25 protein-coding genes are annotated in these 24,231 nt (G+C 72.9%); 18 read left to right on the top strand and 7 right to left on the bottom strand.

Translation table 11 applies throughout. The features are described 5' to 3' along the window. The first annotated feature begins 62 nt into the window (after positions 1-62). The 7 genes from R7226_RS10620 (at position 63) to R7226_RS10590 (ending at position 6,201) form a co-directional block, all read left to right on the top strand. On the top strand, positions 63-1,334 hold the full coding sequence (locus R7226_RS10620) for a glycoside hydrolase family 3 N-terminal domain-containing protein (protein ID WP_318597105.1): 1,272 nt from the start codon (positions 63-65) through the stop codon (positions 1,332-1,334). A gap of 186 nt (positions 1,335-1,520) precedes the next feature. Next, positions 1,521-2,552, top strand: a complete 1,032-nt coding sequence (locus R7226_RS10615; RefSeq protein ID WP_318597104.1) for a sulfate ABC transporter substrate-binding protein — start codon at positions 1,521-1,523, stop codon at positions 2,550-2,552. Positions 2,553-2,558: 6 nt separating this feature from the next. Beyond that, positions 2,559-3,419 (top strand): sulfate ABC transporter permease subunit CysT, encoded by an 861-nt coding sequence (gene cysT / locus R7226_RS10610; protein ID WP_318597102.1) that lies wholly within the window; start codon positions 2,559-2,561, stop codon positions 3,417-3,419. A 3-nt stretch (positions 3,420-3,422) separates the two neighbouring features. After that, on the top strand, positions 3,423-4,229 hold the full coding sequence (cysW, locus tag R7226_RS10605) for a sulfate ABC transporter permease subunit CysW (protein ID WP_318597101.1): 807 nt from the start codon (positions 3,423-3,425) through the stop codon (positions 4,227-4,229). Beyond that, positions 4,226-5,251 (top strand): sulfate/molybdate ABC transporter ATP-binding protein, encoded by a 1,026-nt coding sequence (locus tag R7226_RS10600; RefSeq protein WP_318597100.1) that lies wholly within the window; start codon positions 4,226-4,228, stop codon positions 5,249-5,251. Before cysW ends, R7226_RS10600 begins: the two co-directional genes overlap by 4 nt. A 352-nt stretch (positions 5,252-5,603) precedes the next feature. Next, on the top strand, positions 5,604-5,888 hold the full coding sequence (locus tag R7226_RS10595; RefSeq protein ID WP_318597099.1) for a hypothetical protein: 285 nt from the start codon (positions 5,604-5,606) through the stop codon (positions 5,886-5,888). Between the two features lie 34 nt (positions 5,889-5,922). After that, positions 5,923-6,201 carry a YciI family protein gene (locus tag R7226_RS10590; protein ID WP_318597098.1) on the top strand — a complete coding sequence of 93 codons (279 nt, stop codon included), beginning with the start codon at positions 5,923-5,925 and terminating at the stop codon, positions 6,199-6,201. On the opposite strand, the gene R7226_RS10585 is transcribed toward R7226_RS10590, so the two are convergent. Next, positions 6,188-6,583, bottom strand: coding sequence for an acyl-CoA thioesterase (locus R7226_RS10585; protein WP_404827812.1), 396 nt, complete (start codon positions 6,581-6,583; stop codon positions 6,188-6,190). The genes R7226_RS10590 and R7226_RS10585 overlap by 14 nt on opposite strands. Positions 6,584-6,790: 207 nt before the next feature. Here R7226_RS10585 and R7226_RS10580 point away from each other — a divergent pair, with 207 nt between their 5' ends. Further along, positions 6,791-8,245 carry an alpha/beta fold hydrolase gene (locus R7226_RS10580; RefSeq protein WP_318597095.1) on the top strand — a complete coding sequence of 485 codons (1,455 nt, stop codon included), beginning with the start codon at positions 6,791-6,793 and terminating at the stop codon, positions 8,243-8,245. Between the two features lie 53 nt (positions 8,246-8,298). Next, positions 8,299-9,405, top strand: a complete 1,107-nt coding sequence (locus tag R7226_RS10575; protein ID WP_318597094.1) for an AAA family ATPase — start codon at positions 8,299-8,301, stop codon at positions 9,403-9,405. Between the two features lie 133 nt (positions 9,406-9,538). Here R7226_RS10575 and R7226_RS10570 read toward each other — a convergent pair whose 3' ends face one another. Genes R7226_RS10570 through R7226_RS10550 form a run of 5 tightly spaced genes read right to left on the bottom strand, consistent with a single transcriptional unit; the run spans position 9,539 to position 14,637 of the window. Beyond that, entirely contained in the window at positions 9,539-10,504 is a 966-nt protein-coding gene (locus tag R7226_RS10570; RefSeq protein ID WP_318597093.1) for a VWA domain-containing protein, read from the bottom strand. Beyond that, positions 10,501-11,409, bottom strand: coding sequence for a DUF58 domain-containing protein (locus tag R7226_RS10565; RefSeq protein WP_318597092.1), 909 nt, complete (start codon positions 11,407-11,409; stop codon positions 10,501-10,503). Before R7226_RS10565 ends, R7226_RS10570 begins: the two co-directional genes overlap by 4 nt. 8 nt (positions 11,410-11,417) lie before the next feature. After that, positions 11,418-12,461 carry an AAA family ATPase gene (locus tag R7226_RS10560; RefSeq protein WP_318597091.1) on the bottom strand — a complete coding sequence of 348 codons (1,044 nt, stop codon included), beginning with the start codon at positions 12,459-12,461 and terminating at the stop codon, positions 11,418-11,420. 23 nt (positions 12,462-12,484) lie between these two features. Next, positions 12,485-13,447: a VWA domain-containing protein gene (locus tag R7226_RS10555; protein WP_318597090.1), complete on the bottom strand. Its 963-nt coding sequence runs from the start codon at positions 13,445-13,447 to the stop codon at positions 12,485-12,487. After that, complete coding sequence (locus tag R7226_RS10550) at positions 13,444-14,637, bottom strand: S1C family serine protease (protein ID WP_318597089.1); 1,194 nt, start codon at positions 14,635-14,637, stop codon at positions 13,444-13,446. The genes R7226_RS10555 and R7226_RS10550 overlap by 4 nt, the downstream gene beginning before the upstream one ends. Before the next feature lie 116 nt (positions 14,638-14,753). Between R7226_RS10550 and R7226_RS10545 the strand changes: the two genes are divergently transcribed. From R7226_RS10545 to R7226_RS10520, 6 genes are all read left to right on the top strand, one after another. Next, positions 14,754-15,215, top strand: a complete 462-nt coding sequence (locus tag R7226_RS10545; protein WP_318597088.1) for a YtoQ family protein — start codon at positions 14,754-14,756, stop codon at positions 15,213-15,215. A 70-nt stretch (positions 15,216-15,285) separates the two neighbouring features. Continuing rightward, a complete protein-coding gene (locus R7226_RS10540; RefSeq protein WP_318597087.1) occupies positions 15,286-16,617 on the top strand; it encodes an ABC transporter substrate-binding protein in 1,332 nt (443 codons plus the stop codon). After that, a complete protein-coding gene (locus R7226_RS10535; RefSeq protein WP_318597085.1) occupies positions 16,618-17,655 on the top strand; it encodes a branched-chain amino acid ABC transporter permease in 1,038 nt (345 codons plus the stop codon). Next, positions 17,652-18,611 carry a branched-chain amino acid ABC transporter permease gene (locus R7226_RS10530; RefSeq protein ID WP_318597084.1) on the top strand — a complete coding sequence of 320 codons (960 nt, stop codon included), beginning with the start codon at positions 17,652-17,654 and terminating at the stop codon, positions 18,609-18,611. The genes R7226_RS10535 and R7226_RS10530 overlap by 4 nt, the downstream gene beginning before the upstream one ends. Further along, entirely contained in the window at positions 18,604-19,407 is an 804-nt protein-coding gene (locus R7226_RS10525; protein WP_318597083.1) for an ABC transporter ATP-binding protein, read from the top strand. Before R7226_RS10530 ends, R7226_RS10525 begins: the two co-directional genes overlap by 8 nt. Next, positions 19,404-20,135, top strand: a complete 732-nt coding sequence (locus R7226_RS10520) for an ABC transporter ATP-binding protein (RefSeq protein WP_318597082.1) — start codon at positions 19,404-19,406, stop codon at positions 20,133-20,135. Before R7226_RS10525 ends, R7226_RS10520 begins: the two co-directional genes overlap by 4 nt. Here the strand turns inward: R7226_RS10520 and R7226_RS10515 are convergent, their stop codons facing one another. Next, positions 20,136-20,912, bottom strand: a complete 777-nt coding sequence (locus R7226_RS10515) for an IclR family transcriptional regulator (RefSeq protein WP_318597081.1) — start codon at positions 20,910-20,912, stop codon at positions 20,136-20,138. 285 nt (positions 20,913-21,197) lie between these two features. On the opposite strand from R7226_RS10515, the gene R7226_RS10510 reads away from it, so the two are divergent. The 3 genes from R7226_RS10510 to R7226_RS10500 form a co-directional block, all read left to right on the top strand. Next, entirely contained in the window at positions 21,198-22,016 is an 819-nt protein-coding gene (locus tag R7226_RS10510; RefSeq protein ID WP_318597080.1) for a glycosyltransferase, read from the top strand. Continuing rightward, on the top strand, positions 22,003-23,199 hold the full coding sequence (locus R7226_RS10505) for a glycosyltransferase (RefSeq protein ID WP_318597079.1): 1,197 nt from the start codon (positions 22,003-22,005) through the stop codon (positions 23,197-23,199). The genes R7226_RS10510 and R7226_RS10505 overlap by 14 nt, the downstream gene beginning before the upstream one ends. Further along, a partial coding sequence (locus R7226_RS10500; RefSeq protein ID WP_318597078.1) for a polysaccharide pyruvyl transferase family protein occupies positions 23,159-24,231 on the top strand: 1,073 nt, incomplete at its 3' end. The genes R7226_RS10505 and R7226_RS10500, both read left to right, overlap by 41 nt.

Below are 24,231 nucleotides of genomic sequence, written 5' to 3'. Positions count from 1 at the left end.
ACCGGGAACAGCGGAAAAGTGACAGACCGCAGCGTCTCTTTGCAACCCATAGGGTCCAGGTCATGCCTCGCCGCTCCTCCCACGGTCCGACCGCGATCCGGCGGCGCCGGCTGGCGCTGCTGTTGCTCGCCCTGCTCGCGCTCGTCGCCGGGGTCGCCGTCGGCGCGGGCGGTGGGGAGGACGAGGGGACGACGCAGGCCGGCGCGCCCGCGACGACCGGCGACGGGCGGGCGGCCGGCGACGGCGCTCCGGGCGCCGACGGCGACGGGGCGGATGGCGACCGAAGCGCCGATGACAGCGCGCCCGCCGCGCCCCCGACCGCCGCCGAGCGGGCGAGAGCGCGCGTCGCGCGGATGGCACTGCCGCGCCAGGTCGGGCAGCTGCTGGTGATCTCCTTCTCCGGGACGACCGCGCCCTCCTACGCGACCGATGCCTTGCGCGCGGGCAGAGCATCCGGGGCGATCCTGTTCGGCGGCAACGCGCCGTCGGCCGCGTCGGTGCGGGCGCTCAGCGCCAGCCTCCAGCGCGCCGCCGGCGGCGATGCGATCGTCAGCCTCGACCAGGAGGGCGGCGAGATCCGCACGCTCGCGTTCGCGCCGCCGCAGACCGGCCAGGCCGGGCAGCCGACGCCGGCCGCCGCCCGCCGCAGCGCGCGCACGACCGCCGCCGCGCTGCGCGACGTCGGCGTCAACGTCACGCTCGGACCGGTCGCCGACGTCGCCGAGACGGCCGGATCGTTCATGGCCAGCCGCGCCTTCCCCGGCGATGCGAGCGCCGTCGCGGCCTCGGTCGCCGCGGCCGTCGGCGCCTACCGCAGAGCGGGGATCGAGTCGACGCCCAAGCACTTCCCCGGCGTCGGCGCCGCGACGCAGAACACCGACTTCGGCAGCGCCTCGATCGGGCGCGGCGTCGCGCAGCTCGACGCCAGCGAGCTGGTGCCCTACCGCGCCGCGTTCGACGCCGGCGCGCGGATCGTGATGGTCGGTCATGCCCGCTACCCGCGGATCGACGGCGACCGCATCGCCTCGCAGTCGCGCGCGATCGTGACCGGCCTGCTGCGCGAGCGGCTCGGCTTCGACGGCGTCGCGATGACCGACTCGCTGGAGGCCGAGGCGGTCGACGCCGCGACGCCCGGCGACGCCGACGTCGGCCTCGCCGCGGTCCGCTCGCTCGCCGCCGGCAACGACCTGCTGCTGCTGACCGGGCCGGGCTCCTTCCCGCTCGCGCGCGAGGCGCTGATCGCCGCCGCCCGCGCCGACCCGGCGATCCGCGCCCGCGTCGCCGAGTCGGCCGCGCGCGTCGTCGAGCTGCGCGCGCGGCTGGCCGGCGACTAGCGCCGCCAGCGTCCGCCCGCACGCACGTCCAGACGCCTTTCTCCAAACGGCGGTTGAGAACGTTCTGTGAAGCGGGCATCCTCACCGCATCGATACGACATCAAGATTGTTATGCCGACCAGAATGGTGCGGATTCTGCAATACTGCGAATCCCTATCCGATTTCGACCGTTTCTGGGAGGAACCTGTGAAATCACGCACCCCCGCCGCACTCGCCCTCATCGCCACGCTCGTCGCGCTGGTGATCGCCGGGTGCGGGGGTGGATCGAGCGACAGCGCCGACGGTGACGGCGGCGCGAATGACAATGCGGAGACGCAGCTGTCGCTCGTCGCCTATGCCGTGCCGAAGGTCGGCTTCGACAAGGTGATCCCCGCCTTCCAAGCGACACCCGAGGGCAGAGGCGTCGGCTTCAGCCAGTCGTACGGCGCCTCCGGCGACCAGTCGCGCAAGGTCGAATCCGGCCTCAGAACCGATGTCGTCAACTTCTCCGTCGAGCCCGACGTGACGCGCCTCGTCGAGGCCGGTCTCGTCGACGAGGACTGGAACTCCAACGAGCACAGAGGCATCCCCTTCGGCTCCGTCGTCTCGATCGTCGTGCGCAGAGGCAACCCGCTCGGCATCAGAGGCTGGGACGACCTGCTCAGAGACGGCGTCGAGGTCGTGACGCCGAACCCGTTCAGCTCCGGCTCGGCGAAGTGGAACCTGCTCGCGCCGTACGCCGACAAGAGCGACGGCGGCAGAAACGTGCAGGCCGGTCTCGACTACCTCCAGCAGCTGATCGGCGACCACGTCAGAGTGCAGCCGAGATCGGGCCGTGAGGCGACCGAGACGTTCCTCCAGGGAACCGGCGACGTCCTCCTCTCCTACGAGAACGAGGCGTACTTCATGGAGGAGCAGGGCGAAGAGGTCGAGCACATAAACCCCGACGTGACGTTCAAGATCGAGAACCCGGTCGCGGCCGTCAACAGAAGCGAGCACCCGAGAGAGACGCAGGCGTTCGTCGACTACCTCTACACGCCTGAGGCCCAGAGACTGTGGGCCGAGGCCGGCTTCCGCCCGGTCGACACGACCGTCGCGGGCGAGTTCGCCGACAAGTTCCCGGACCCGAGAAAGCTCTGGACGATCGCCGACCTCGGCGGTTGGGGCCCGGTCAACGACGAGCTGTTCGACGAAGAGAACGGCTCCGTGGCGAGAATCTACGACGAGGCGACGAGCTAGCTCACGATGTCGACCGTCGTACAAGACGCAAGACGGGAAGGCGGCGTCCGCAGAAGCGGGCGCCGCCGTTCCCGTTCCTACGGTGGCGGCGTCGGTCCCCTCGGGATCGGCGTCGCCACGTTGTGGTTGAGCATCATCGTCCTGCTCCCGCTCGCCGCTGTGCTGGCGAAGTCGCTCGACGACGGCCCCGCCGGGCTCTGGGACGCGATCAACGCTCCGTCGGCGCGCGCCGCGCTGCTCTTCACGGTCGCCGTCTCGGCGATCGTCGCGCTGGTCAACGTCGTCGTCGGCACGCTGATCGCGTGGGTGCTGGTGCGCGACGACTTCCGCGGCAAGGCGTTCGTCAACGCGCTGATCGACCTGCCGTTCGCGCTCCCGACGATCGTCGCGTCGATCGTGCTGCTGTCGCTCTACGGCCCCAACAGCCCGGTCGACATCGACCTCTACGCGACCAAGCCGGCGGTCGCGATCGCGCTGCTGTTCGTGACGCTGCCGTTCGTGGTGCGCTCGGTCCAGCCGGTGCTGATGGAGGTCGACAGAGAGGCTGAGCAGGCCGCCGCCTCGCTCGGCGCCGGCAACTGGACGATCTTCCGCCGCGTCGTGCTGCCCGCGCTGGTGCCGGCGCTGCTCGGCGGCGCCGGCCTCGCCTTCGCGCGCGCGATCGGCGAGTTCGGCTCGGTCGTGCTGATCGGCGGCGGCATCCCGCGCGAGACCGAGGTCGCCTCGCAGTACATCGCCAAGCAGATCGAGATCGACCGGCCCGAGAGCGCGGCCGCCGTCTCGGTCGCACTGCTGGTGATCGCCTTCGCCGTGCTGTTCATCCTGCGCGTCGCGGCCGCCCGCACCCAACGCCATGAGAGAGGCTGACCGATGGAGCTGACCCGCACCTCGCGCCTCTCGCTCCGCGCGCTCGCGCTCGGCTACCTGTTCGTGCTCGTGATGGTGCCGCTGGGCATCATCTTCTTCCGCACCTTCGAGAACGGGCTCGGCGCCTTCTGGGACCAGGTGACGACGCCGGCGTCGATCTCAGCGATCCAGCTGTCACTGCTGATCGTCGCGATCGTCGTGCCGGTGAACGTGATCTTCGGGCTGGTGACGGCGATCGCGCTGGCGCGCGGGCGCTTCCCCGGCCGCGGACTGCTGCAGGCGGTCGTCGACCTGCCGTTCGCCGTCTCGCCGGTCGTCGTCGGCGTCTCGCTCGTGCTGCTGTGGGGCGTCAACGGCTGGTTCGGCGGGCTCGCCGACGCCGGCATCCAGATCATCTTCTCCTTGCCGGGGATGGTGCTCGCGACGATCTTCGTCACGCTGCCGTTCGTCGTGCGCGAGGTCGAGCCGGTCCTGCATGAGATCGGCGACGACCAGGAGGAGGCCGCCGCGACGCTCGGCGCGAAGCGCTGGCAGACCTTCTGGCGCATCACGCTGCCGTCGATCCGCTGGGGCCTCGCCTACGGCGTCGTGCTGACGGTCGCGCGCGCGCTCGGCGAGTTCGGCGCCGTGCTGGTCGTCTCCGGCAACGTGCCGGGCGAGTCGCAGACGCTGACGCTGCTCGTGCATGCGCGCTACATCGACGACCACAACGTCTTCGGGGCCTATGCCGCGTCGACGGTGCTGATGTTCCTGGCGCTGATCGCGCTGGTCCTGATGACTTTCCTGAACCGCAAACGGGAGGACGCATGATCTCCGTCAAGGGCGTGTCGAAGCAGTTCGGCGACTACGTCGCGCTCGACGACGTCTCGCTGGAGGTGCCCGACGGCTCGCTGACCGCGCTGCTGGGACCGAGCGGCTCCGGCAAGTCGACGCTGCTGCGGATCATCGGCGGCCTCGAGACCGCCGACAGCGGCAGCGTCGAGATCCACGGCGTCGACGCGACCAACGTGCCGCCGCAGCGGCGTGAGATCGGCTTCGTCTTCCAGCACTACGCGGCCTTCAAGCACATGACCGTGCGCGACAACGTCGCCTTCGGTCTGACGATCCGCAGAAAGCCGAAGGCCGAAGTCGCAGAGCGCGTCGACAGACTGCTCAGAATCGTCGGCCTCGCCGGCTACGCGAAGCGCTACCCGAACCAGCTCTCCGGCGGCCAGCGCCAGCGGATGGCGCTGGCGCGCGCGCTCGCGGTCGAGCCGAGAGTGCTCCTGCTCGACGAGCCGTTCGGCGCGCTCGACGCGAAGGTCCGCACCGAGCTGCGCGAGTGGCTGCGGCGGCTGCACGAGGAGGTCCACGTGACGACGCTGCTCGTCACGCACGACCAGGAGGAGGCGATGTCGATCGCCGACGACATCGCCGTGATGGACAACGCTCACATCGAGCAGGTCGGCAACCCGCGCGAGCTGTACGACAACCCGTCGAGCGCCTTCGTGATGGGCTTCCTCGGCGAGGTCAGCCAGCTGGCCGGCCGGCTCGTGCGCCCGCACGACATCGCGCTCGGCGCGGAGTCGGAGGACGGCGCTCACGAGGCGATGGTCAGCCGCGTGATCCACCTTGGCTTCGAGGTCCGCGTCGAGCTGATGCTGACCAGCGGCGAGGCGGTCACGGCGCAGATCACGCGCACCGAGGCCGACGAGCTGGAGCTGGGTCAGGGCGACATCGTCTGGCTGCGCGCGGCCGGTACGACCGCGCTGCACGTCGACGAGCAGGTCCCCGCCGCCGGCACGCCGGAGGCGGTCGACGCCGCCGAGGCGACGCAGCCGAGCCAGAGCTGAGCCGCGGACGCCGCCGCGTGTTCAGGAGAGCCTGAACACGCGGCGCGCGTTTCCGTGCGGGAAGAGCGCCTCGGCCTCCGCGTCGAGGCCGAGCGCGTCGAGCCGCTCGCGGCAGCGGGCGGGGGAGACGCGCTCAACGCCGAGGGCGTTCGCAGGCCTCGGAGCGCGCGAACGCGCCGCGTTCGCCGACGCGATCGAGCGCGTGCTCGGCAACGTCGCGGAGGGTTGAGCCGCCCACATGCAGAATCGGACGCGTCGGACTGTTGGAAATCGGTGAGGGAGCGTGAGGGTCTGGTGAACAGACCTCAACTCCCGCACCGCCTGTGCCGACCACAACGCACAGGAGGCAGTCATGTCGATCAACTCACCGAGAACAACACGTAACAGCAGATCGCTCTTCCGCCGCACCGTCGACCGCACGCTCGAGCTGGAGCTGTGGGACGCGTGGGTCTTCGCCGCCGGCGACGCGACGCGCGCGCTGCGCGGCTGGGAGCTGGTGCGCGGCAGCGACGACGCCGCGGCCGCGTACGTCGCCTACCGCGCCGCGCTCGACCGCGAGGAGCGCGCCGCCGACGTGCTGGCGGAGTGCGCCGCCGAGCGCGCGCGGCTGCGGAAGCGGGCGCTCGTCGCGGCGTAGGACGAGCTCCGGGGCGCGCGGGTACCGTTCGCGCATGCCCGAGACCGTGCAGCTCCTCATCTATGACTACGTGCCCGACATCCTCGAGCGCCGCGGTCCGCACCGCGACGGTCACCTCGCGCTGATCGCGCGACTGCACGAGGCCGGCACGATGCTGATGGCCGGCGCCGCCGGCGACCCCGTCGACAAGGGCGTCTTCGTGCTGCGCGACACCGACGCGGTCGAGGCGTTCATCGCGGAGGATCCCTACGTCGCGGCAGGGCTGGTCGCCGGCCACCGCGCCGAGCCGTGGCTGGTCGTCACTCCTCTGTGACGACGACGAGCGGCTCCAGCGCCGCGCGCAGGCCCGGCGGGATCTCCGCCGGGCGCCGCTGCTCGCGGTCGACGAAGACGTGCACGAAGGTGCCGCTGGCGGCCGGATGCTCCATCCCGGCCTTGAACAGCGCGATCTCGTAGCGGACGCTCGATCTGCCGAGGTGGGCGACGCGCAGCGCACCCTCGACGGTCTCGGGGAAGGAGAGCGAGGCGTGGTATCTGCAGGACGACTCGGCGCAGACGCCGATCACGCCGCCGGTGAGGATGTCGAGCCCGCCCTCGCGGATCAGGAAGGTGTTGATGATCGTGTCGAAGAAGGCGTAGTACTCGACGTTGTTGACGTGTCCGTAGACGTCGTTGTCGGCCCAGCGGGTCGGCATGTCGAGCCGGTGGGGGTAGTCCTCGCGCGTGACCTTCGGCACGCGCAGCAACGTAGCAAGCGGGCGCACGGCGGTGCGGCGAACGGCTGCGCGCCGCGCCGCTGACGCCCGCGCGACCAGAGCACCGCGAGCCTGCTGCTGTCAGGCAGCAGCAGACTTCCCATCCTCACACTGGCGCGGCGGACCGACTTGCGGGTAGGTTGGGCCATGCCCAGCCTCCCCGCACCTCGGGCGCTCGCCCTCGCCGCGCTCGCCGCGGCGACGACCGCGCTGGTGGCGCCAGCCGCCGACGCCGCCTCCGGCCCCGTCCCCGCCGCGCGCCTCGCGGCGACCAGCTCGAAGGTCCTCACGTTCAGAGCGCCGCACGTCGAGGGCACGCCGCGCAGATACGACCGCGTCCAGGTGCGCCGCTACGGGCCGGCGAGCGCGAGAACGGTGCTCGTGCTGGTGCCGGGCACGCTCGGCGGCGCGGCCGACTTCCACGTCGTCGCGCCGGCGCTCGTCGCGCGGATCCCCGGCCTGCAGGTGTGGGCGCAGATGCGGCGCGAGGGCGCGCTGCACGACACGCGCATGCTCGAGCGCGCCCGCGCCGGCGAGGTCACCGTCCAGCAGGCGTTCGACTACTACCTCGGCTGGCTCGCCAAGCCGGTCACGCCGCACTACAGACCGCTCGACCCGGCCGACTACGCCTTCGTCGGCGGCTGGGGCCTGCGGGTCGCGATGGACGACCTCCACGCGGTCGTGCAGGCGGCGCGCGACGCCGGCGACAAGCAGCCGCCGCGGCGCGTGATCCTCGGCGGTCACTCGCTCGGCGGCTCGGTCGCGGGCATGTACGCCGCGTGGGACTTCGACGGTCGCGCCGGGGTCGAGGACCTCGCCGGGATCGTCGCGATCGACGGCGGCGCCGGCGGCCTGCGCAGCGGCGCCACCACGACAGCGAAGGAGGCGCGCACGCAGCTCGCGAGGCTGGAGAGCGACGGCCCCTTCACCGACCTGCTGGGCCTGAGACTGCCGTGGATCGCCGGCGCCTTCGGCGAGCTGAGCGCGCTCGCCGCGCACGTCGCGCCGACGGCGCCGTCGGTCGGCCAGAGCTTCCTGCTGCTGCCGCCGATCTTCAGAGCGCCGGTCGCGGTCACCAACCGCGCCCAGCTCGGCTACGCCTTCGACGCGAAGACCTCGCCGCCCGGCCTGTCGCTGATCCAGGTCCGCTCCGGCGCGCTGGCGCCCGCCGGAGACTCGCGCGACTGGGTCGACGACCCGGCGCAGCCGACGCCGATCGCCAACCTCGCCGACGCCTTCTCGCTCGAACCGCTCGGCGCGATCGAGTGGTACTACCCGGCGCGCCTGTCGATCGACGTCGGCGCCGGCTCGTCGCTGCGTACGACCGCCGCCGCCAGAACGCTCGGCCTGCGGATCCGCCACGTCGGCGACGTCGACGTGCCGCTGTACGCCTTCGGAGCCGCGCTCGCCGGCAGAGACGGCGCGCTGAAGACCGCCTCGCAGCGGTACAAGCGGCTGTCGCGGATCCCCAGCGTCACCTACGTCGACCGCTCGGCGACCTACTCCCACCTCGACCCGCTGCTGGCCGCGCCCGAGCGCAGCGCCTTCGTCGCCACGGTGGTCCCATGGCTGAAGGGAACGATGCGACTGCCGGTGAGGTAGTCGCCACGGGTTGGTGCTAGAAATAGTGCTGAATCGGTGCTAATTTTAGAACCGTGACGAGCCCATTTGTCTACGACGAGCCGTTGGACCCGGGGATGCTGGTCGGGCGGGCGGAGACGCTGGCGCTGCTGCGCGACCACGCGCTCGACGGCCGCAACAGCCGCTTGGAGGGCCCGCGCCGCTTCGGCAAGACCTCGCTGCTGCGGGCGGTGTTGGAGGCCGCGCGCAGAGACGGGGCGATCGCGATCGAGGTCAACTTTCTCGGCTGCGTGACCGCGTCCGACGTCGCCGAGCGGATCGAGCTGGCCTACCGCGAGCAGCTCGACCGGCGCCTGCAGCGATGGCTGGACGCGCTCGCGCGCACGTGGCGGCCCACGATCAGCGCGGCTCCGGGCGGCGTCGGCGTGAGCGCCGAACCGCGCGTCTCGTCGCCGGGCCTGCTCGAACGGCTGGCGCTTCCACGCCGGCTCCACGATCGCGACGGGCGCACGTGCGTGATCGCCTTCGACGAGTTCCAGGAGGTCTTCCGCATCGACCCGGCGCTGCCCGGCGCGTTCCGCTCCGTCATCGAGGGCAACAGCCACGCCGCCGCCTATCTCTTCTGCGGCTCCCATCCCGGGCTGATGCGTGAGCTGTTCTCCGACCGCCGCCACGCCTTCTTCGGGCAGGCGGCGCCGATCGAGGTCGGGCCGCTGCCGCCGGTCGAGCTGGCCGATTTCCTCGGGGACCGCTTCGCGGAACGCGGTCGCGAGTTGGGCGACGCGTTCGCGCCGCTGCTCGACGCCTCCGAAGGGCACCCGCAGCGCACGATGCTGCTCGCGCACCACCTCTACAGCGCGACGCCGAAGGGCAGAATCGCCGACCTCGTCACGTGGACGCGCGCGCACGCGGCGGCGCGACGCGAGGCGCACGGCGAGATCCAGATCGTGTGGGATCTCTGCAGCGATCTGGAACGACGGGTGCTGAAGACGATCGCCCACCGCACGGTCCCGTTGACCGGCAAGGAGGCGCAGGAGCGGTTCGGCCTCGCCAAGAGCGGCTCGACGCAGGTCGCCGTCGAGCGGCTCGTGCGCGACGGGACGCTCGTCGCCGACGAGACGACGCGGACCGGCTGGCGCGTCGTCGACCCGTTTCTCGCCGCCTGGCTGCGCGGCGAATGATCGGCCGCGCGAGCGAACCGTCTCGCGGCGCTGGACACGATCCGATCTCGTTCAAAGACGACCCGGCTGATCACGAGATCGGATCGCGCCCAGCATCCACGATCCGGCCACGCTCGCGCGGCCGATCGGACGCCTACGGCAGCCGCCCCGCCGAGTGCATCGCGGCGGCGCCGGCGCCGAGCAGCAGCAGCATGCCGCCGACGGCGAAGGCGGCCGTGACCTCGCGCTGCTCGTCTCTGGTGCCCAGGCGCGAGCCGAGCGTCTCGTAGATCTCCGACAGCTGCTGGTCGTCCTGGGCCTGGAAGGCGCGGCCGCCGGAGGCGTCGGCGATCTGCTCCAGCGTCTCCGGATCGGGCGGGACCGGCAGCGTGGGGGCGCCGAAGCCGGGGTTCGGCACGGTCGCGTTTCTGGTCCCGAGCGCGACCGTGTAGACGGGGATTCTCTGCTCGCCGGCGAGCTGGGCCACGCCGACCGGGTCGCGGCCGATCGTCGTCGCGCCGTCGGACAGCAGCACGATCGCGGCGGGGATTCTCTCGCCCTCGTCCTCCTGCCGCTCCAGCGTGTCGAGCGCGACCTGGAGCGCGTCGCCGGTCGCGGTGCCGCCGTCGGCGACCTGCGCGTCGATCGTCGCCTGGATCAGGTCGTGGTCGCGCGTCGGCGTCTGCGTGCCGTCGGGCACGTCGGAGTAGGTCGTGACGCCGACTCTGATCGTCGGCGGCAGCTGGTCGAGGAAGCGGCGCGCCGCTCTCTTGGCCGCCGTCATGCGGTCGGGCTCGACGTCCTGCGCCAGCATCGAGCGCGAGTGGTCGGTGACGAGCATGATCGACGCCTTCTCGATCGGCACCGCGACCGTCCGCTCCGGTCTGGCGAGCGCGAGCGCGAGCGCGGCCAGCGCCGCCAGCAGCAGCGCGACCGGCAGGTGGCGCTTCCACGCCGGCACCGTGCCGGCCGCAAGCTTCAGCGCCGCGACGCCGGTGAAGCGCACCGCGTATCTCTTGCCGCGCTGGCGGTTGGCGACCTGCAGCGCGATCAGCGCCGGCACGGCCAGCAGCGCCAGCAGGAAGATCGGCGAGCCGAACGAGAGCGCGAAGATCGTCATGACAGCCGCCGTCCCAGCGCCTGCAGCCAGTCGCCCTCGGTCGACAGCGCGATGTGCTCGACCTGCAGCCGGCGCAGCTCGCGCGCGACTCTGGCGCGGCGGTCGGCCTCGATCTGGGCGAAGCGGTCACGCACCGATCTGCGCGAGGTGTCGACCTCGACGCGCTCGCCGGTCTCGGGGTCGACGAGCGCGAGCCGCCCGACCGCCGGCACCGCCGACTCGCGCGGGTCGCGCACCTCGATCGCCATCACGGAATGCCGCTGCGCGAGCGCGCCGAGCGCGCGCGTCCAGTCGTCCTCGTCACGCCAGTCGGAGATCACGACGACGAGCCCCGGCTGTGTCGCGACGCGACCGATCCGCCGCAGCGCACCCGCCAGCGCGCCCGGCTCGTGGTGGCCGTCGGGCGCGACGCCCTCCTCCAGCGCGCGCTGCAGCGCGACGACGCCGGGCTTGGAGGCGCGCGGCGGGTGCAGCCTCGGCGTGCCGGCGCCGAACGTCATCAGCGCGACGCGGCCGGCGCGGCGGATCGCGAGGCGGCCGAGCGTCAGCGTGACGCCCTCGGCGACGTCGGACTTCAGCCGGTCGGCGGTGCCGAACGCCATCGAGGGGGAGAGGTCGAGCGCGATCCAGGTCGTCAGCGTCCGCTCCGGCACGTGCAGGCGCACGTGCGGGATGCCGGTGCGCGCGGTCGCGGCGGCGTCGATCTGGCGCACGTCGTCGCCGACCTCGTACGGCCGCAGCTGCGCCAGCTCGGTGCCGGAGCCGAGCCCGGCCGCGCGCCGGTCGCCGGGCAGCGCGCCCGAGGCGCGCCGCGCGACGATCAGGTCGAGCGACTCGAGCAGCCCGTGCGGGATCGGGCCGGGGCCCTGGCGGCCGGCGGGACGGATCAGACGCGGCGCGGTCATCGAATCGCCTAGGCCGCGGCCTCGGGGCGACGGAGGTGGTCGGCCGGTGGCTCGTCGACGGCGGCGAAGACGCGCCCGAGCACGTCGTCGGCGCTGACGTTCTCGGTCAGCGCGTCGTAGGAGAGCACGATCCGGTGACGCAGCACGTCGGGCGCGAGGTCGCGCACGTCGGCGACGGCGACGTAGCCGCGGCCGCGCAGCAGCGCCAGCGCGCGCGCCGCCTGCACGAGCCCGATCGGCCCGCGCGGGCTGGCGCCGAACTCGACGTAGGGGGCGACGTCGTCGAGGCCGTACTTCTCCGGCCGCCGCGTCGCGTCGGCGAGCGTGACCGCGTACTGCACGACCTCGCGGTCGACGAGCACTCTCTGCGCCGCCTCCGAGAAGCGGTCGAGGTCGGCGATCGAGAGCCGCTCGCGCGGCTCCGCGACACGGCCGAGCGAGCGGTCGACGACGGCCGCCTCCTCGCTCATCGTCGGGTAGTCGACCATCACCTTCATCAGGAAGCGGTCGATCTGCGCCTCCGGCAGCGGGTAGGTGCCCTCCGACTCGATCGGGTTCTGCGTCGCGAGCACGAGGAACGGGCGCGGCGTCGGGTGGGTCTCGCCGCCTATCGTCACCTGCTGCTCCTGCATCACCTCGAGCAGCGCCGACTGCACCTTCGCGGGCGCGCGGTTGATCTCGTCGGCGAGCAGGAAGTTGCCGAACACCGGGCCGAGCTCGGTCTCGAATCTGCCCGTGTCGGGGCGGTAGACACGCGTGCCGATCAGGTCGGCCGGGACGAGGTCGGGCGTGAACTGGATCCGCTTGAAGGAGCCGCCGAGGACCTGCGCGAGCGTCTTGACCGTGAGCGTCTTGGCGAGGCCCGGGACGCCCTCCAGCAGCACGTGGCCGCCGGCGAGCAGGGCGACCAGCAGCCGCTCCAGCATCGCGTCCTGGCCGACGATCACGCGCTTGATCTCGTGCAGCGCCTCCTCGAGCGCGTCACGCGGATCCTCCCTGCGCGGGAAGCGCTGCTCCTCGGGCTGGGGTTGCTGGGGGATGTCGAACGTCACGTCGGGTGGCTCCTTTCGAAAGGTCAGATCGGCCGGCCGAACCAGCGCAGCGAGAGGCCGGCCCCGGCGAGCAGCAGCAACAGGCCGCCGGCGGCGAAGGCGACCGTTATCTGCCGCTCCTCGTCTCTCGTGCCGAGCTGCGAGCCCAATCTCTCGTAGACGGTGTTGAGGCGGTCGGCGCTCGCCGCCGTGTAGGTCTCGCCGCCGGTCACCTCGGCGATCTGCGCCAGCGCCGCCGGATCGGGCGGGACCGGCTCGGTTCTGTCGTCGCCCGTTCTCGCGTCCGGCACGGTGATCGTGCCGGCGTCGGTGCCGAACGCGACGGTGTAGATCGGGATTCTCAGTCTCGACGCCTCGCCCGCGACGTTGACGGGATCCTCGCCGCGGACCGATCTGCCGTCCGAGATCAGCACGATCGCCGACGGCGGCCGTCTGCCGTTCTCGCCCGGCTGGTTGCGCAGCACCGTCAGCGCCGTTCTGATCGCGTCGCCGGTCGCGGTGCTGCCGCTGACCTGGAGGCGGTCGATCGCCGACTCGACGTTCGCGCGGTCGCGCGTCGGGCTCTGCAGCACGGTCGCGGTCGTGTTGAAGGCGATCACGCCGATGTTGACGCTTCTGGGCACCTCGTCGACGAAGCGGCGCGCGGAGCGCTTGGCGGCGATCAGGCGGTTGGGCTCGACGTCGGTCGCGAGCATCGAGCCGGAGACGTCGGTCAGCAGCACGATCGAGGCGCGCTCGACCGGCACCGCCTCGGTCCGCTGCGGCCGCGCGGCGGCGACGATCAGCGTCGCCAGCGCGAGCAGGAAGGCGAGCATCGGCACGTGCCGGCGCCAGCCGGGCCGGCTCGGCGCGACGGCGGCCTGCATGCGCGGGGCGGCGAAGGCGGACGCGGCGGCGCTCCGGTTGCGCTGCGCGAGCAGGTACCAGACGAGCAGCAGCGGCACGGCGGCCAACGCCAGCAGGACGAGCGGCGCGGCGAAGCTCATGGCGCGTCTGCGCGGTCTCCCAGTGTCACGTCGAGCGTCTGCTCTCTGCCGTTGCGCTCGATCTCGACCTGGATGCTGTCCCCCGGCTGGTCCCCGCTGATGTTTCTCGCGACGTCGGCCGGCTCGTCGACGCCCATGCCGCCGACGCGCGTGATCACGTCGCCTCTCTGCAGCCCGCCTCTCGCGGCCGGGCCGTCTCTGACGACGTCGACGACTCTCGCGCCCTGCGAGCTGCCGGTCAGCGAGGTCGGCGACGTTCTGATGCCGAGGTAGGGGCGCGACACTCTCTCGCCCCTCTGCAGCTGCGGGACGATCTGACGGGCCGTGTTCGACGGCACCGCGAAGCCGATGCCGATGTTGCCCTGCTGGCCCATCCCGCTCGTCGCGATCTGCGAGTTGACGCCGATCACACGGCCGCCGCTGTCGAGCAGCGGACCGCCCGAGTTGCCCGGGTTGATCGGGGCGTCGGTCTGGATCACCTCGTCGATCTCGAAGCCGTTGGGCGCCGTGATCGAGCGGCCGAGGCCGGAGACGATCCCTTCGGTGACCGTGCGGTCGAGGCCGAACGGGTTGCCGATCGCGACCGCGAAGTCGCCGACGGCGACGTTGCGCGAGTCGGCGAAGGCGAGCGGTCTGACGCCGTTGGGGATCCGGTCGGACTCGATCGAGACGACGGCGAGGTCGGACGACTCGTCGGTGCCGAGCACGTCGCCGTCGATCGAGGCGCCGTCCTGGCCGAACTTGACGACGACGTGGCTGCTGTCGCCGACGACGTGGTAGTTGGTGACGACCGTCCCTCTGTCGTCGATCAGGAAGCCGGTGCCCTGGCCGGTCGTGGTGCGGACCGAGACGACGGCGGGGCTGGCGGCGGCGTAGATGGCGCCCGCGCGCGTCTCCCCGGTGGCCGGTCTGATCGGTCTGCTGGAGAGGGCGGGGAGCGGGTCGGTGCCGTCTTCGCCGCCGTCGAGCAGATAGACGCCCGCGGCGACCCCGCCGCCGACGGCGAGCAGCACGACCAGCAGGCCGAGGACGAAGGTGGAGCGGCGGCGCCTGGGCGGTGCGGGCGGCTCTTCAGGCGCGCCCGCGGGGCGCGGCGGCGGCGTGCGGTGCAGCGCGGTGGCGCCGTCGTCGCGTGATTGATCGGACTCGGCGCGCCACTCGCCGGTCCACAGATGTCTCGGTGACCCCATCGGTAGAGATGAGGCTACCCATGGACCCAAAGGCCAACTTAACGTTTCCCCCGCTCAGGATGAGAGCGGCGCGGAGGCGCGCGAGGCGCTCGCGCGCGGGCGCGTAGGATCAAGCAATGCCCTGGCACGTCTACCTCTCCGGCGAGATCCACAGCGACTGGCGTCTGCGGATCGCCAACGCGATCCTCGACGAGGACCTCGACGTGGAGCTGAGCGCTCCCGTCACCAACCACGCCAACAGCGACGGCGGCGGGGTCGCGATCCTCGGCGAGCAGCCGAGCGACTATTGGCGCGACCACGTCGGCGCCGGCCTCAACGCGATCCGCACGCGCACGCTGATCGAGCAGTCCGACGTCGTCGTCGTGCGCTTCGGCGACGAGTACAAGCAGTGGAACGCCGCCTTCGACGCCGGCTACGCGGCGGCGCTCGGCAAGCCGCTGATCACGCTCCACCCCGAGCAGCACGACCACGCGCTGAAGGAGGTCGACCGCGCCGCGCTCGCCGTCGCGCGCGAGCCGGAGCAGATCGTCGACGTCCTCCGCTACGTGCTCAACGGAAAGCTGCCGAAGCGCCGCTGACGCGCCAGCGCATGGGGGTCGACGCACCGCTTCTCGGGGTAGACCCCTGGGGAACGAGGAGGAGGTCCCCATGTACGCAGCAGCGCGCACACGGCGCCTGCTCGCGGTCGGTGCGGGCGCGCTCGTGCTCGGCCTCGCCGGCTGTGGCAGCGACGACGACGACGGTGGAGGGGGCGGGACGACGACGACCGGAGGCGGTGGCGCCGCGCAGGCGCCGGCCGACACGTCGTTCGAGCTGACGATCGGCGACCTGGTGCCGCTGACCGGCGACCTGTCGCCATTCGGCCCGCCGGGGCGCAAGTCGGCCGATCTCGCGATCTCGCAGATCGAGGAGGCGGTGAGAGAGGCCGGCGTCGACACGACCGTCTCGATCGAGCACAGAGACACCGAGTCGAGCCCGCAGTCGGCCGTGCAGGCGGCGCGGCAGATGATCTCGGGCGGGGCGGCATGCCTCGCCGGGCCGTGGGCTTCGTCGGAGACGCTGGCGGTCGCGGAGTCGGTCGCCTCGCGCCAGAGAACGCCGATCATCTCGCCGTCGTCGACCGACGCGGCGATCACCGACCTCGACGACGACGGCTTCGTCTGGCGCACCGCGCCGTCGGACAACCTGCAGTCGCGGGCGCTCGCCGACACGGTCGAGAGAGAGCTGGGCGGAACCGACTTCACGCTCTCGCTGGCCGCGCGCAACGACGCCTACGGCCAGGGCTTCATCGAGAAGTTCAGAACGGCGTGGGAGGAGAAGGGCGGCAGAACGACCGGCCCCGTCCTCTACGACCCGGAGCAGCCGAGCTACAACTCGGAGGCGGCGGAGATCGTCGCCGGCAACCCCGACGCGTACGTGATCATCGACTTCTTCGAGACGTACGGGAAGATGGGCGCCTCGCTCGTGCGCACGGGCGAGTTCGACGCCGGCAGACTGTTCACGGCCGACGGCCTGGCATCCGACAGAATCCCCGACACGATCCCGCTCAGAGCGCTCGCGGGCGCGCGCGGGACGCGGCCCGGCGCGCCGGAGTCCGGCGCGACGGTGGAGGAGTTCGCGAGAATCTACAGAGCGGCCGGCGGCGCTCCGCGGCAGACCTTCGACGCGCAGCACTTCGACGCGACGATGCTCTGCTACCTCGGCGCGCTCGCGGCCGGCTCGGCTGACGGCGCCGAGATCGCCGAGCAGCTGCAGGCGGTCTCCGGCCCGCCCGGCAGAAGATTCACGTTCCTCGAGCTGGCCGACGGCATCAGAGCGATCGCCGCCGGTGAGGAGGTCGACTTCGACGGCGTCACCGGCCCGATCGACTTCGACGACAACGGCGACCCGACCGCCGCCACCTACGAGGTCTACAGATACGGCGCCGACGGCGTCCTCAGAGTCGAGCGGCAGTTCGAGGCGAGTGCCGCCGAGAGATAGATGAGCGAATCGGCCGACACCGCGATTCGGCCCGGGCGCGAGCGCCTGGACCGGGTCGCGGGCGGCCTCGGCGGGCTCGGCGGCGCCGGGCGCGGGCCGCTGCTGGTGACGCTCGCGCTCGTCGTCGCCGTCGCGCTCGTGCTGACGATCGCCTACGGCCTCCACGACGTCGCGCAGCGCGGCGTCAACGGGCTCGTCTCGGGCAGCTACTTCGCGCTTGGCGCAGTCGGGCTGACGCTCGTCTACGGGACGCTGCGGCTCGTCAACTTCGCGCACGGCGACCTGCTCACCTTCGGCGCGTACATGGCCTTCCTGGCGAACGTCACGTGGGGGCTGCCGATCGTCGTCGCGGTCCTCTTCTCCGTCGTCGTGACGGCCGCGCTCGGCGTCTTGAGCGAGCGCGTGATGTGGCGGCCGATGCGCGGCAGAGGGGCCGGTCTGCTGCAGCTGATGCTGATGACGCTCGGGCTCGCGTTCGTGATCCGCTACGGCATCCAGATGATCTGGGGCACGCTGCCGCGGCGGCTCGACGTCGACGTGACGGCGTCGGTCAGCTTCCTCGGCCTGCGGATCGGCCGCACCGAGCTGATCGTCGTGGTCGTCGGCTTCGTGACCCTGCTCTCCGTCGGGCTGATGCTGCGCGTGACGTCGCTCGGCCGCCAGATGCGCGCGCTCGCCGACGACATGGCGCTCGCCGAGGTGACGGGGATCGACACCGATCGCGTGATCGTCGCGACGTGGATCTTCGCCGCCGGGCTCGCCGGCCTCGCCGGCGTGCTGTACACGGCGGCGATCGGCACGATGACGCCGAACCTCGGCTTCTTCCTGCTGCTGAGCCTGTTCGCGGCGGTGATCCTCGGCGGCATCGGCAACGCCTACGGTGCGCTCGCCGGCGGGCTGCTGCTGGGGCTCGCGCAGGAGTGGTCGACGCTCGTGATCGACGCGCGCTGGAAGGTCGCGGTCGGCTTCGCGATCCTGATCCTGGTGCTGATCGTGCGGCCGCAGGGGCTGTTCGGGCGCGGGGAGCGGACCGCATGACCGTCTTCGCGATCAGCTTCGACGCGCTGACCGCGGCAGACTTCTGGATCGGCGTCGGCGTGCTCGCCGGCACCTACGCGATCTTCACGCTCGGGCTGCAGCTGAACGTCGGCTACACCGGGATCGTCAACTTCGGCCAGGCCGGCTTCATGGCGATCGGCGCGTACACGATGGGGATCCTGGTCGTCAGAGCGGAGTGGTCGCTGTGGGCGGCGCTGCCGGTCGCGACGCTGACCGCGATGGCGGCCGGCGTGCTGCTCGGGCTGCCGTCGCTGCGATTGCGCGCTGACTACTTCGCGATCGTGACGATCGCCTTCGCCGAGATCGTCCGCTACGTCGCGCAGAACGCGCGCGGGCTGACCGGCGGCAACCAGGGCCTGCTCGGCTTCGACGACCAGTGGCTCGACCTCTCGGACACGATCCTCGGCTGGCTGCCGCAGGCGTGGCAGGACCAGTTCCTGCTGCCGCTGCTGCTGGTCGTGTGGGTGACGGTCGCGCTCCTGACGGTGCTGCTGATCCTGCTCCAGCGCAGCCCGTGGGGGCGCGTGCTGCGAGCGATCCGCGAGGACGAGGACGCGGCGCGCGCGCTCGGCAAGAACGTGCTCGCGTACAAGCTGCAGTCGATCGCGCTGGCGGCCGCGCTCGGCGCGATCGCCGGCTACTTCCTCGCGCTCAACCTGTCGTTCCTGAGCCCGGAGTCGTTCGAGCCGCAGTTCACCTTCATCGGCTTCACGATCCTGATCCTCGGCGGCCTCGCCAGCTACGTCGGCGTCGCGCTCGGCTCGCTGATCATCTGGACGCTGCTGGAGGTGACGCGCTTCATCGAGCTGCCGCTGGCGGCGGAGAAGGTCGCGGCGCTGCGGTTCGTGATCGTCGGCGTCGCGCTGATCGTGCTCGTCGCCTTCCGCCCGCAGGGGATCCTCGGCAAGAAGCAGGAGATGGTGCTGCGTGAGTGAGCCAGGGCCCCCGTCCGCGACGCTGTCGCCGCCGCTGCTGCGGGTCGAGCACGTCGTCAAGCGCTTCGGCGGCGTGCGCGCCGTCGACGACGCCAGCTTCGCCGTCGAGCGTGGCTCGATCACCGCGCTGATCGGGCCGAACGGCGCCGGCAAGACGACGCTCTTCAACGTCGTCACCGGCTTCCAGCATGGCGACGGCGGCACGGTCGTCTACGACGGACGCGCGATCCTCGGGCGGCCGCCGTGGGCGATCGCGCGCTGCGGCCTGGTGCGCACCTTCCAGATCACGAAGGCGCTCGCGGCGATGCCCGTGATCGACAACATGACGCTCGCGGCGCCGCACCAGCCGGGCGAGCACATCGCGACGCTGCTGGTGCGCCCGCGCGCCACGCGCCGGCGTGAGCACGAGATCGAGGCGCGCGCCGGGGAGCTGCTGGAGACGTTCGGGCTGGCGGCCAAACGCGACGACTACGCCGGCACGCTGTCGGGCGGCCAGCGCAAGCTGCTGGAGCTGGCGCGCGTGCTGATGGCCGAGCCGCGGATGGTGCTGCTCGACGAGCCGATGGCGGGCGTCAACCCGACGCTCGGCGGGAAGCTGCTGGAGCACGTGCACGCGCTGCGCGAGCGCGACGGCACGACCTTCCTGCTGATCGAGCACGACATGGAGGTCGTGATGGGTCACTCCGATCGCGTCGTCTGCATGGCGCAGGGCGCGGTGATCGCGGAGGGCGCGCCGGAGGCCGTCCGCAACGACCCGCGCGTGATCGACGCCTACCTCGGCGGCGGCTCGGCATGAGCGACGAGGTGCTGCTGCGGACCGAGGGCCTGGTCGCCGGCTACGTGCCGGAGGTCGACATCCTCGGCGGCGTCGACCTCGAGCTGCGCGCCGGCGAGGTCGTGACGATCGTCGGCCCCAACGGCGCCGGCAAGTCGACGCTGCTGAAGGCCGTCTTCGGGCTGCTGAAGCCGCGCGCCGGGCGGATCGTGCTGCGCGGGCGCGACATCGCCGGCGGTCGCACGCACGACATATCGCGCTCCGGCGTCAGCTACGTGCCGCAGCTGTCCAACGTCTTCCCGAGCCTGACGGTGGAGGAGAACCTCGACCTCGGCACGCTCGCGCGCCGCGGATCGGACGCGAGCGCGCGCGCCGCCGCGATGTACGAGATGTTCCCGCGCCTCGCCGAGCGCAGACGGCAGCCGGCCGGCACGATGTCCGGCGGCGAGCGGCAGATGGTCGCGATGGCGCGCGCGCTGATGCCGGCGCCCGAGATCCTGCTGCTCGACGAGCCCTCCGCCGGCCTCTCGCCGCAGTTCGTCGACGTGATCTTCGAGAAGGTCGCCGAGATCAACGGCCACGGCGTGACGGTGCTGATGGTCGAGCAGAACGCGCGGCGGGCGCTGGCGATGTCGGCCCGCGGCTACGTGCTCGACCTCGGCCGCAACCGCTTCGAGGGACCGGGCAGAGAGCTGCTGGAGGATCCGAGAGTGGCGCAGCTGTATCTGGGCGGGCGGGGCGGCGGCTGACTAGGCGCCGGGCGGGGCGCCGAACGCCTCGGCCGCGATCGCGCGCAGGGCCGGGGCGACTTCGCGCGCCTGGCGATCGCTGAGGCGTTCCTTGGGCGCCGCGAGGCTGATCGCGGCGGCCGGCTGCGCGCGGCCGAGGAAGACCGGGACGGCGAGACAGCGGACGCCCGGCTCGCTCTCCTCGAACTCGCTCGCCCAGCCGCGCTGGCGCACCTGCGCGAGCGCCTTCGCCAGCTCGTCGGGGTCGACGATCGTGTTCGCCGTGCGCGCGGGCAGCGGGCCGTTGGCCTGCGCCCACACGGCGACGGCGGCGTCGTCGGGCAGCGTCCAGGCGAGCAGCGCCTTGCCGAGCGCGGTCGCGTGCGCGGGGTTGCGGCCGCCGATCACGCTCGTCATCTTCAGCGGCTTGAGCGACTCGACCTTGTCGAGGTAGACGACGTCGGGGCCGTCGAGGACTCCCATGTGGACCGTCTCGCCGAAGTCGTCGCGGGCGCGCACCAGCAGCGGGTGGACGAGCCCGCGCACGTCGAGCCGCTCGTGGAAGCCGAACGCGACCGCCAGCAGCTGCGGCCCGAGCGTGTACGGGCCGCCGGCGCGCGGCTGAGCGGCGAAGCCGCGCGCCTTCAGCGCGGCGAGCGTGCGGTGCAGCGTCGTCTTCGGGATCGCGGTCGCGGCCGCCAGCTCCTCGAGCGTGTAGCCGCTCCCGCTCGTGCCGAGCTGCTCGATCACGCGCAGCGCGCGGTCGACGCTCTCGTGCCCGTCTCTCACCGGCGGCATGGCCGCGGATCCTACGGGCCGCGGCGTGTCGCCGCGTGATCAGCGATGAGGAGCTTTGGTGGGAGACGCACGCGCGGTCGTGTGAGCGTTCTCACAGTGAGAGTGATCTCACGTTAGGCCCGGGGTGGGGCCGGGCAAGCCGACGGCTTCGACAGACAAGAGCCGAGCACTGACCCCCGGCGGACCGCTCGGCTCGCCACGCCAGCCGATCGCGCGGCTGGCGGCAGGCGGCGCACCGCGCCGCAGGACAGATCCCCCGACGCACCATCCCGCAAGGAGGTCCCGTTGCGGCTCGACATCGTCATCCCCGCGCACAACGAGGAACGCCGGATCGGACGCACGCTGCAGTCGTACCGCCGCGTGCTGACCGATCGTGACGTGCGCTTTCTCGTCGCGCTCGACCAGTGCACCGATCGCACCGCCGCGATCGTGCGCCACCATGCCCGCCGCGACCCGCGTGTCCGCGCCTTCTCCTATCCGAAGCTCGGCAAGGGCGGCGTGATCATCGAGACCTTCGGACGCAGCGACGCCGACCTCGTCGGCTTCGTCGACGCCGACTGCGCGACCCCGCCGCGGGAGCTGCTGCGCTTGGCGCGCGTCGCCAGCCGCGCCGGCGGCGCGATCGCCAGCCGCCGCCATCCCGCCTCCGTGCTGCCGGTGCGGCGGCCGCTGCGGCGGCGCGTCGCCAGCGCCGGCTTCGCCGGCGGCGTGCGGGCGCTGATGCGGCTGCCGTATGCCGACACGCAGTGCGGCGCGAAGGTCCTGCGCGGCGACGTGGCGCGCGCCGCGCTGCCGCGTCTGACCGCCCGCGGGCTGCTGTTCGACGTCGACCTGCTGCTGGCCGTGCGCGACCTCGGCTGCGAGGTCGTCGAGGTGCCGACGATATGGGTCGACCGCGACGGCTCGCGCATCGACGCCGTCGCCGACAGCCGCCGCATGGGCGGCGCGCTGTTGGCGCTGTGGCTGCGACGGCGGATGGGGCGACGGCGGATGGGGCGGCGGGCCGCGCCCGCGTCCCACGCGGTCGCCGCCGGGGCCGCAGAGGTCGCCGCCGAGGTTCTGGAAGCTCCTGCCGCTCGGGAGGCTGCTCATGCCCCCGGCTGACGTCGCGCTGATCACGCCCTACCCGGCGCCCGGCGACGAGCACGGCGGACGCAGCGGCGTCGCCGCCTACGGCGCCGCGCTCGCCCACGCGCTCGCCGGCCACGGCGCCGAGGTGACCGTGCTCGCACCCGAGGAGGACGACGCCCCGCTGCTCGCCGCCGACGGGCCGGTGCGCGTCGAGCGGCCGTTTCGCCGCGGCCCCGGCGCGCTGCTGCGCGCGGCCCACGCCGCGCGCGCCAGCGGCGCCGCCGTCACGCACGTGCAGCACGAGCTGTTCCTCTACGGCGGGCCCAGCTCGGTGCCGGCGCTCGCGCCTGCCCTGCGCGCGCTGAGAGACGCGGTCGTGACGATGCATCACGTCGTCGACCCCGCGACGGTCGACGACGACTTCGTGCGCCTGCACCGCGTGCACGCGCCGCGGCGCGTGGCGCAGGCCGGACTGGCCGGCGTGCAGCGCACGATCCGCCGGCGCGCCGGCGCCGTGATCGTGCACGAGCCGGCCTTCGCGCGGATCGTGCCGGAGGCCGAGGTCGTGCCGCATGGCCTGCCCGCGCGCCCCGCGCCGGATGCGGGCGAGCGCGCCGCCGCGCGTGCCGCGCTCGGCCTCGACGACCGCCTGACCGTGCTCTGCTTCGGCTTCCTCGCGCCGTACAAGGGGCTGGAGCTGGCGCTCGACGCCGCCGCGCTGACCGGACCCGACGTGCGGCTCGTCGTCGCCGGCGGTCCGCACCCGCGGCTGGTCGAGGACGGCGACCCCTACGCGCACGAGCTGCGCGAGCGCCACGGCGCGCACGCCGACTTCGTCGGGCGGGTGCCGGAGGCGGAGGTCTCGACCTGGTTCACCGCCGCCGACGTGGCGCTGTTCCCGTACCCGCGTCCGTTCGCGGCGAGCGGACCGCTCGCGCTTGCGCTCGCCCACCGCACGCCGGTGCTGCTCTCGCCGCAGTTGGCGTCGTGCACGGCGGCGCCGCTGGCGCTGACCGCGCCGGCGAGCGCGCGAGAGCTGGCGGCGCTGCTGGATGGGCTGGCGGCGGCGCCGGGTGAGCTGGAGCGGCTGCGTGAGGCGGCCGGCGCAGTGGCGCGCGACCGCGCCTGGCCGGCCGTCGCCGGCCGACATCTCGAACTGTACGAGGAGGTGCAGCGTGGAAAGCGTTCTGCTCGCCGGCGCCTTCGGGCAGCGTAATCCGGGCGACGACGCCCTGCTCGACGCCTTCGTGCGCGAGCTGCCCGGCTGGCGCTGCGTCGCGACCAGCTGCGAGCCGGCGCGCACGCGCGCCCGCCACGGCGTCGGCGCGGTGCAGTCGCGCGACCCGCTCGCGGTCGTGCGCACGCTGCTGCGCTGCGACGCGCTCGTGATCGCGGGCGGGACCGTCTTCAAGACGCTGCCCGCCTCGACCGGTCGCCCGCCGCGCGCGCTGCTGCGCAACGCGCTCGCGTTGACGCTGCTGGCACGCATGCGCGGCCGCCCGGTCGCGCTGCTCGGCGTCGGCGCCGGGCGGCTCGACGACCCCGGCGCCCAGCGGCTCGCGCGCACGCTCGTGCGCAGCGCCGACCTGCTCGTCGTGCGCGACGAGGAGTCGGCCGAGACGCTCGCCGCGATCGGCGCGCCCGCGCCGTTCCGCGTCGGCGCCGACGCGGCCTGGGGCCTGCTCGATCCGCTGCCCGGGCCGCGCGACGCGCGGCGTGACAGCGGCGACGCGATTCGTGGCGACGCGATCGTCGTCGCGCTCGGTCGCCATGGCGGCGGCAGCGACCTCGTCGCGCGGCTGGCCGATGCGCTGGCAGCGGTCGCCGGCGGCTCACCTGTCGCAGATCGCGGCGCGGTTGGCGCAGATCGGCGCGCGGTTGATGCGGATCGCGGCGTGCTTGTGCGGATCCAGCCGTGGCAGGTCGGCGACGACGCGGCCGGGCAGGACGACGAGCTGCACGCGCACGTGCTCGCGACCGCGCTGCGTCGGCGCGGCTGCCGCGCCGAGGTCGTGCCGCCGCCGGCGAGCCTGCCGGACGCGCGCGACCTCGTCGTCGGCGCGCGGCTGGTCGTCGCGACGCGCTTCCACGCGACCGTCGTCGCCGCCGCCGCCGGCGTGCCGTTCCTCGCACTCGCGCACGAGCAGAAGCTCGCCGGCCTGGCGCGGCGACTCGGTCAGCCGGCCGTCCGCGCCGACGCGCCCGCGCCCGAGCTGGCGCGTGCGCTGGCCGATGCGCTCGCGCAGCC

Source organism: Conexibacter stalactiti (assembly GCF_033542075.1).
GTDB lineage: Bacteria > Actinomycetota > Thermoleophilia > Solirubrobacterales > Solirubrobacteraceae > Conexibacter > Conexibacter stalactiti.
The sequence above is the reverse complement of the archived record's forward strand: the minus strand, read 5'-3'. Positions and strand labels throughout refer to the sequence as shown.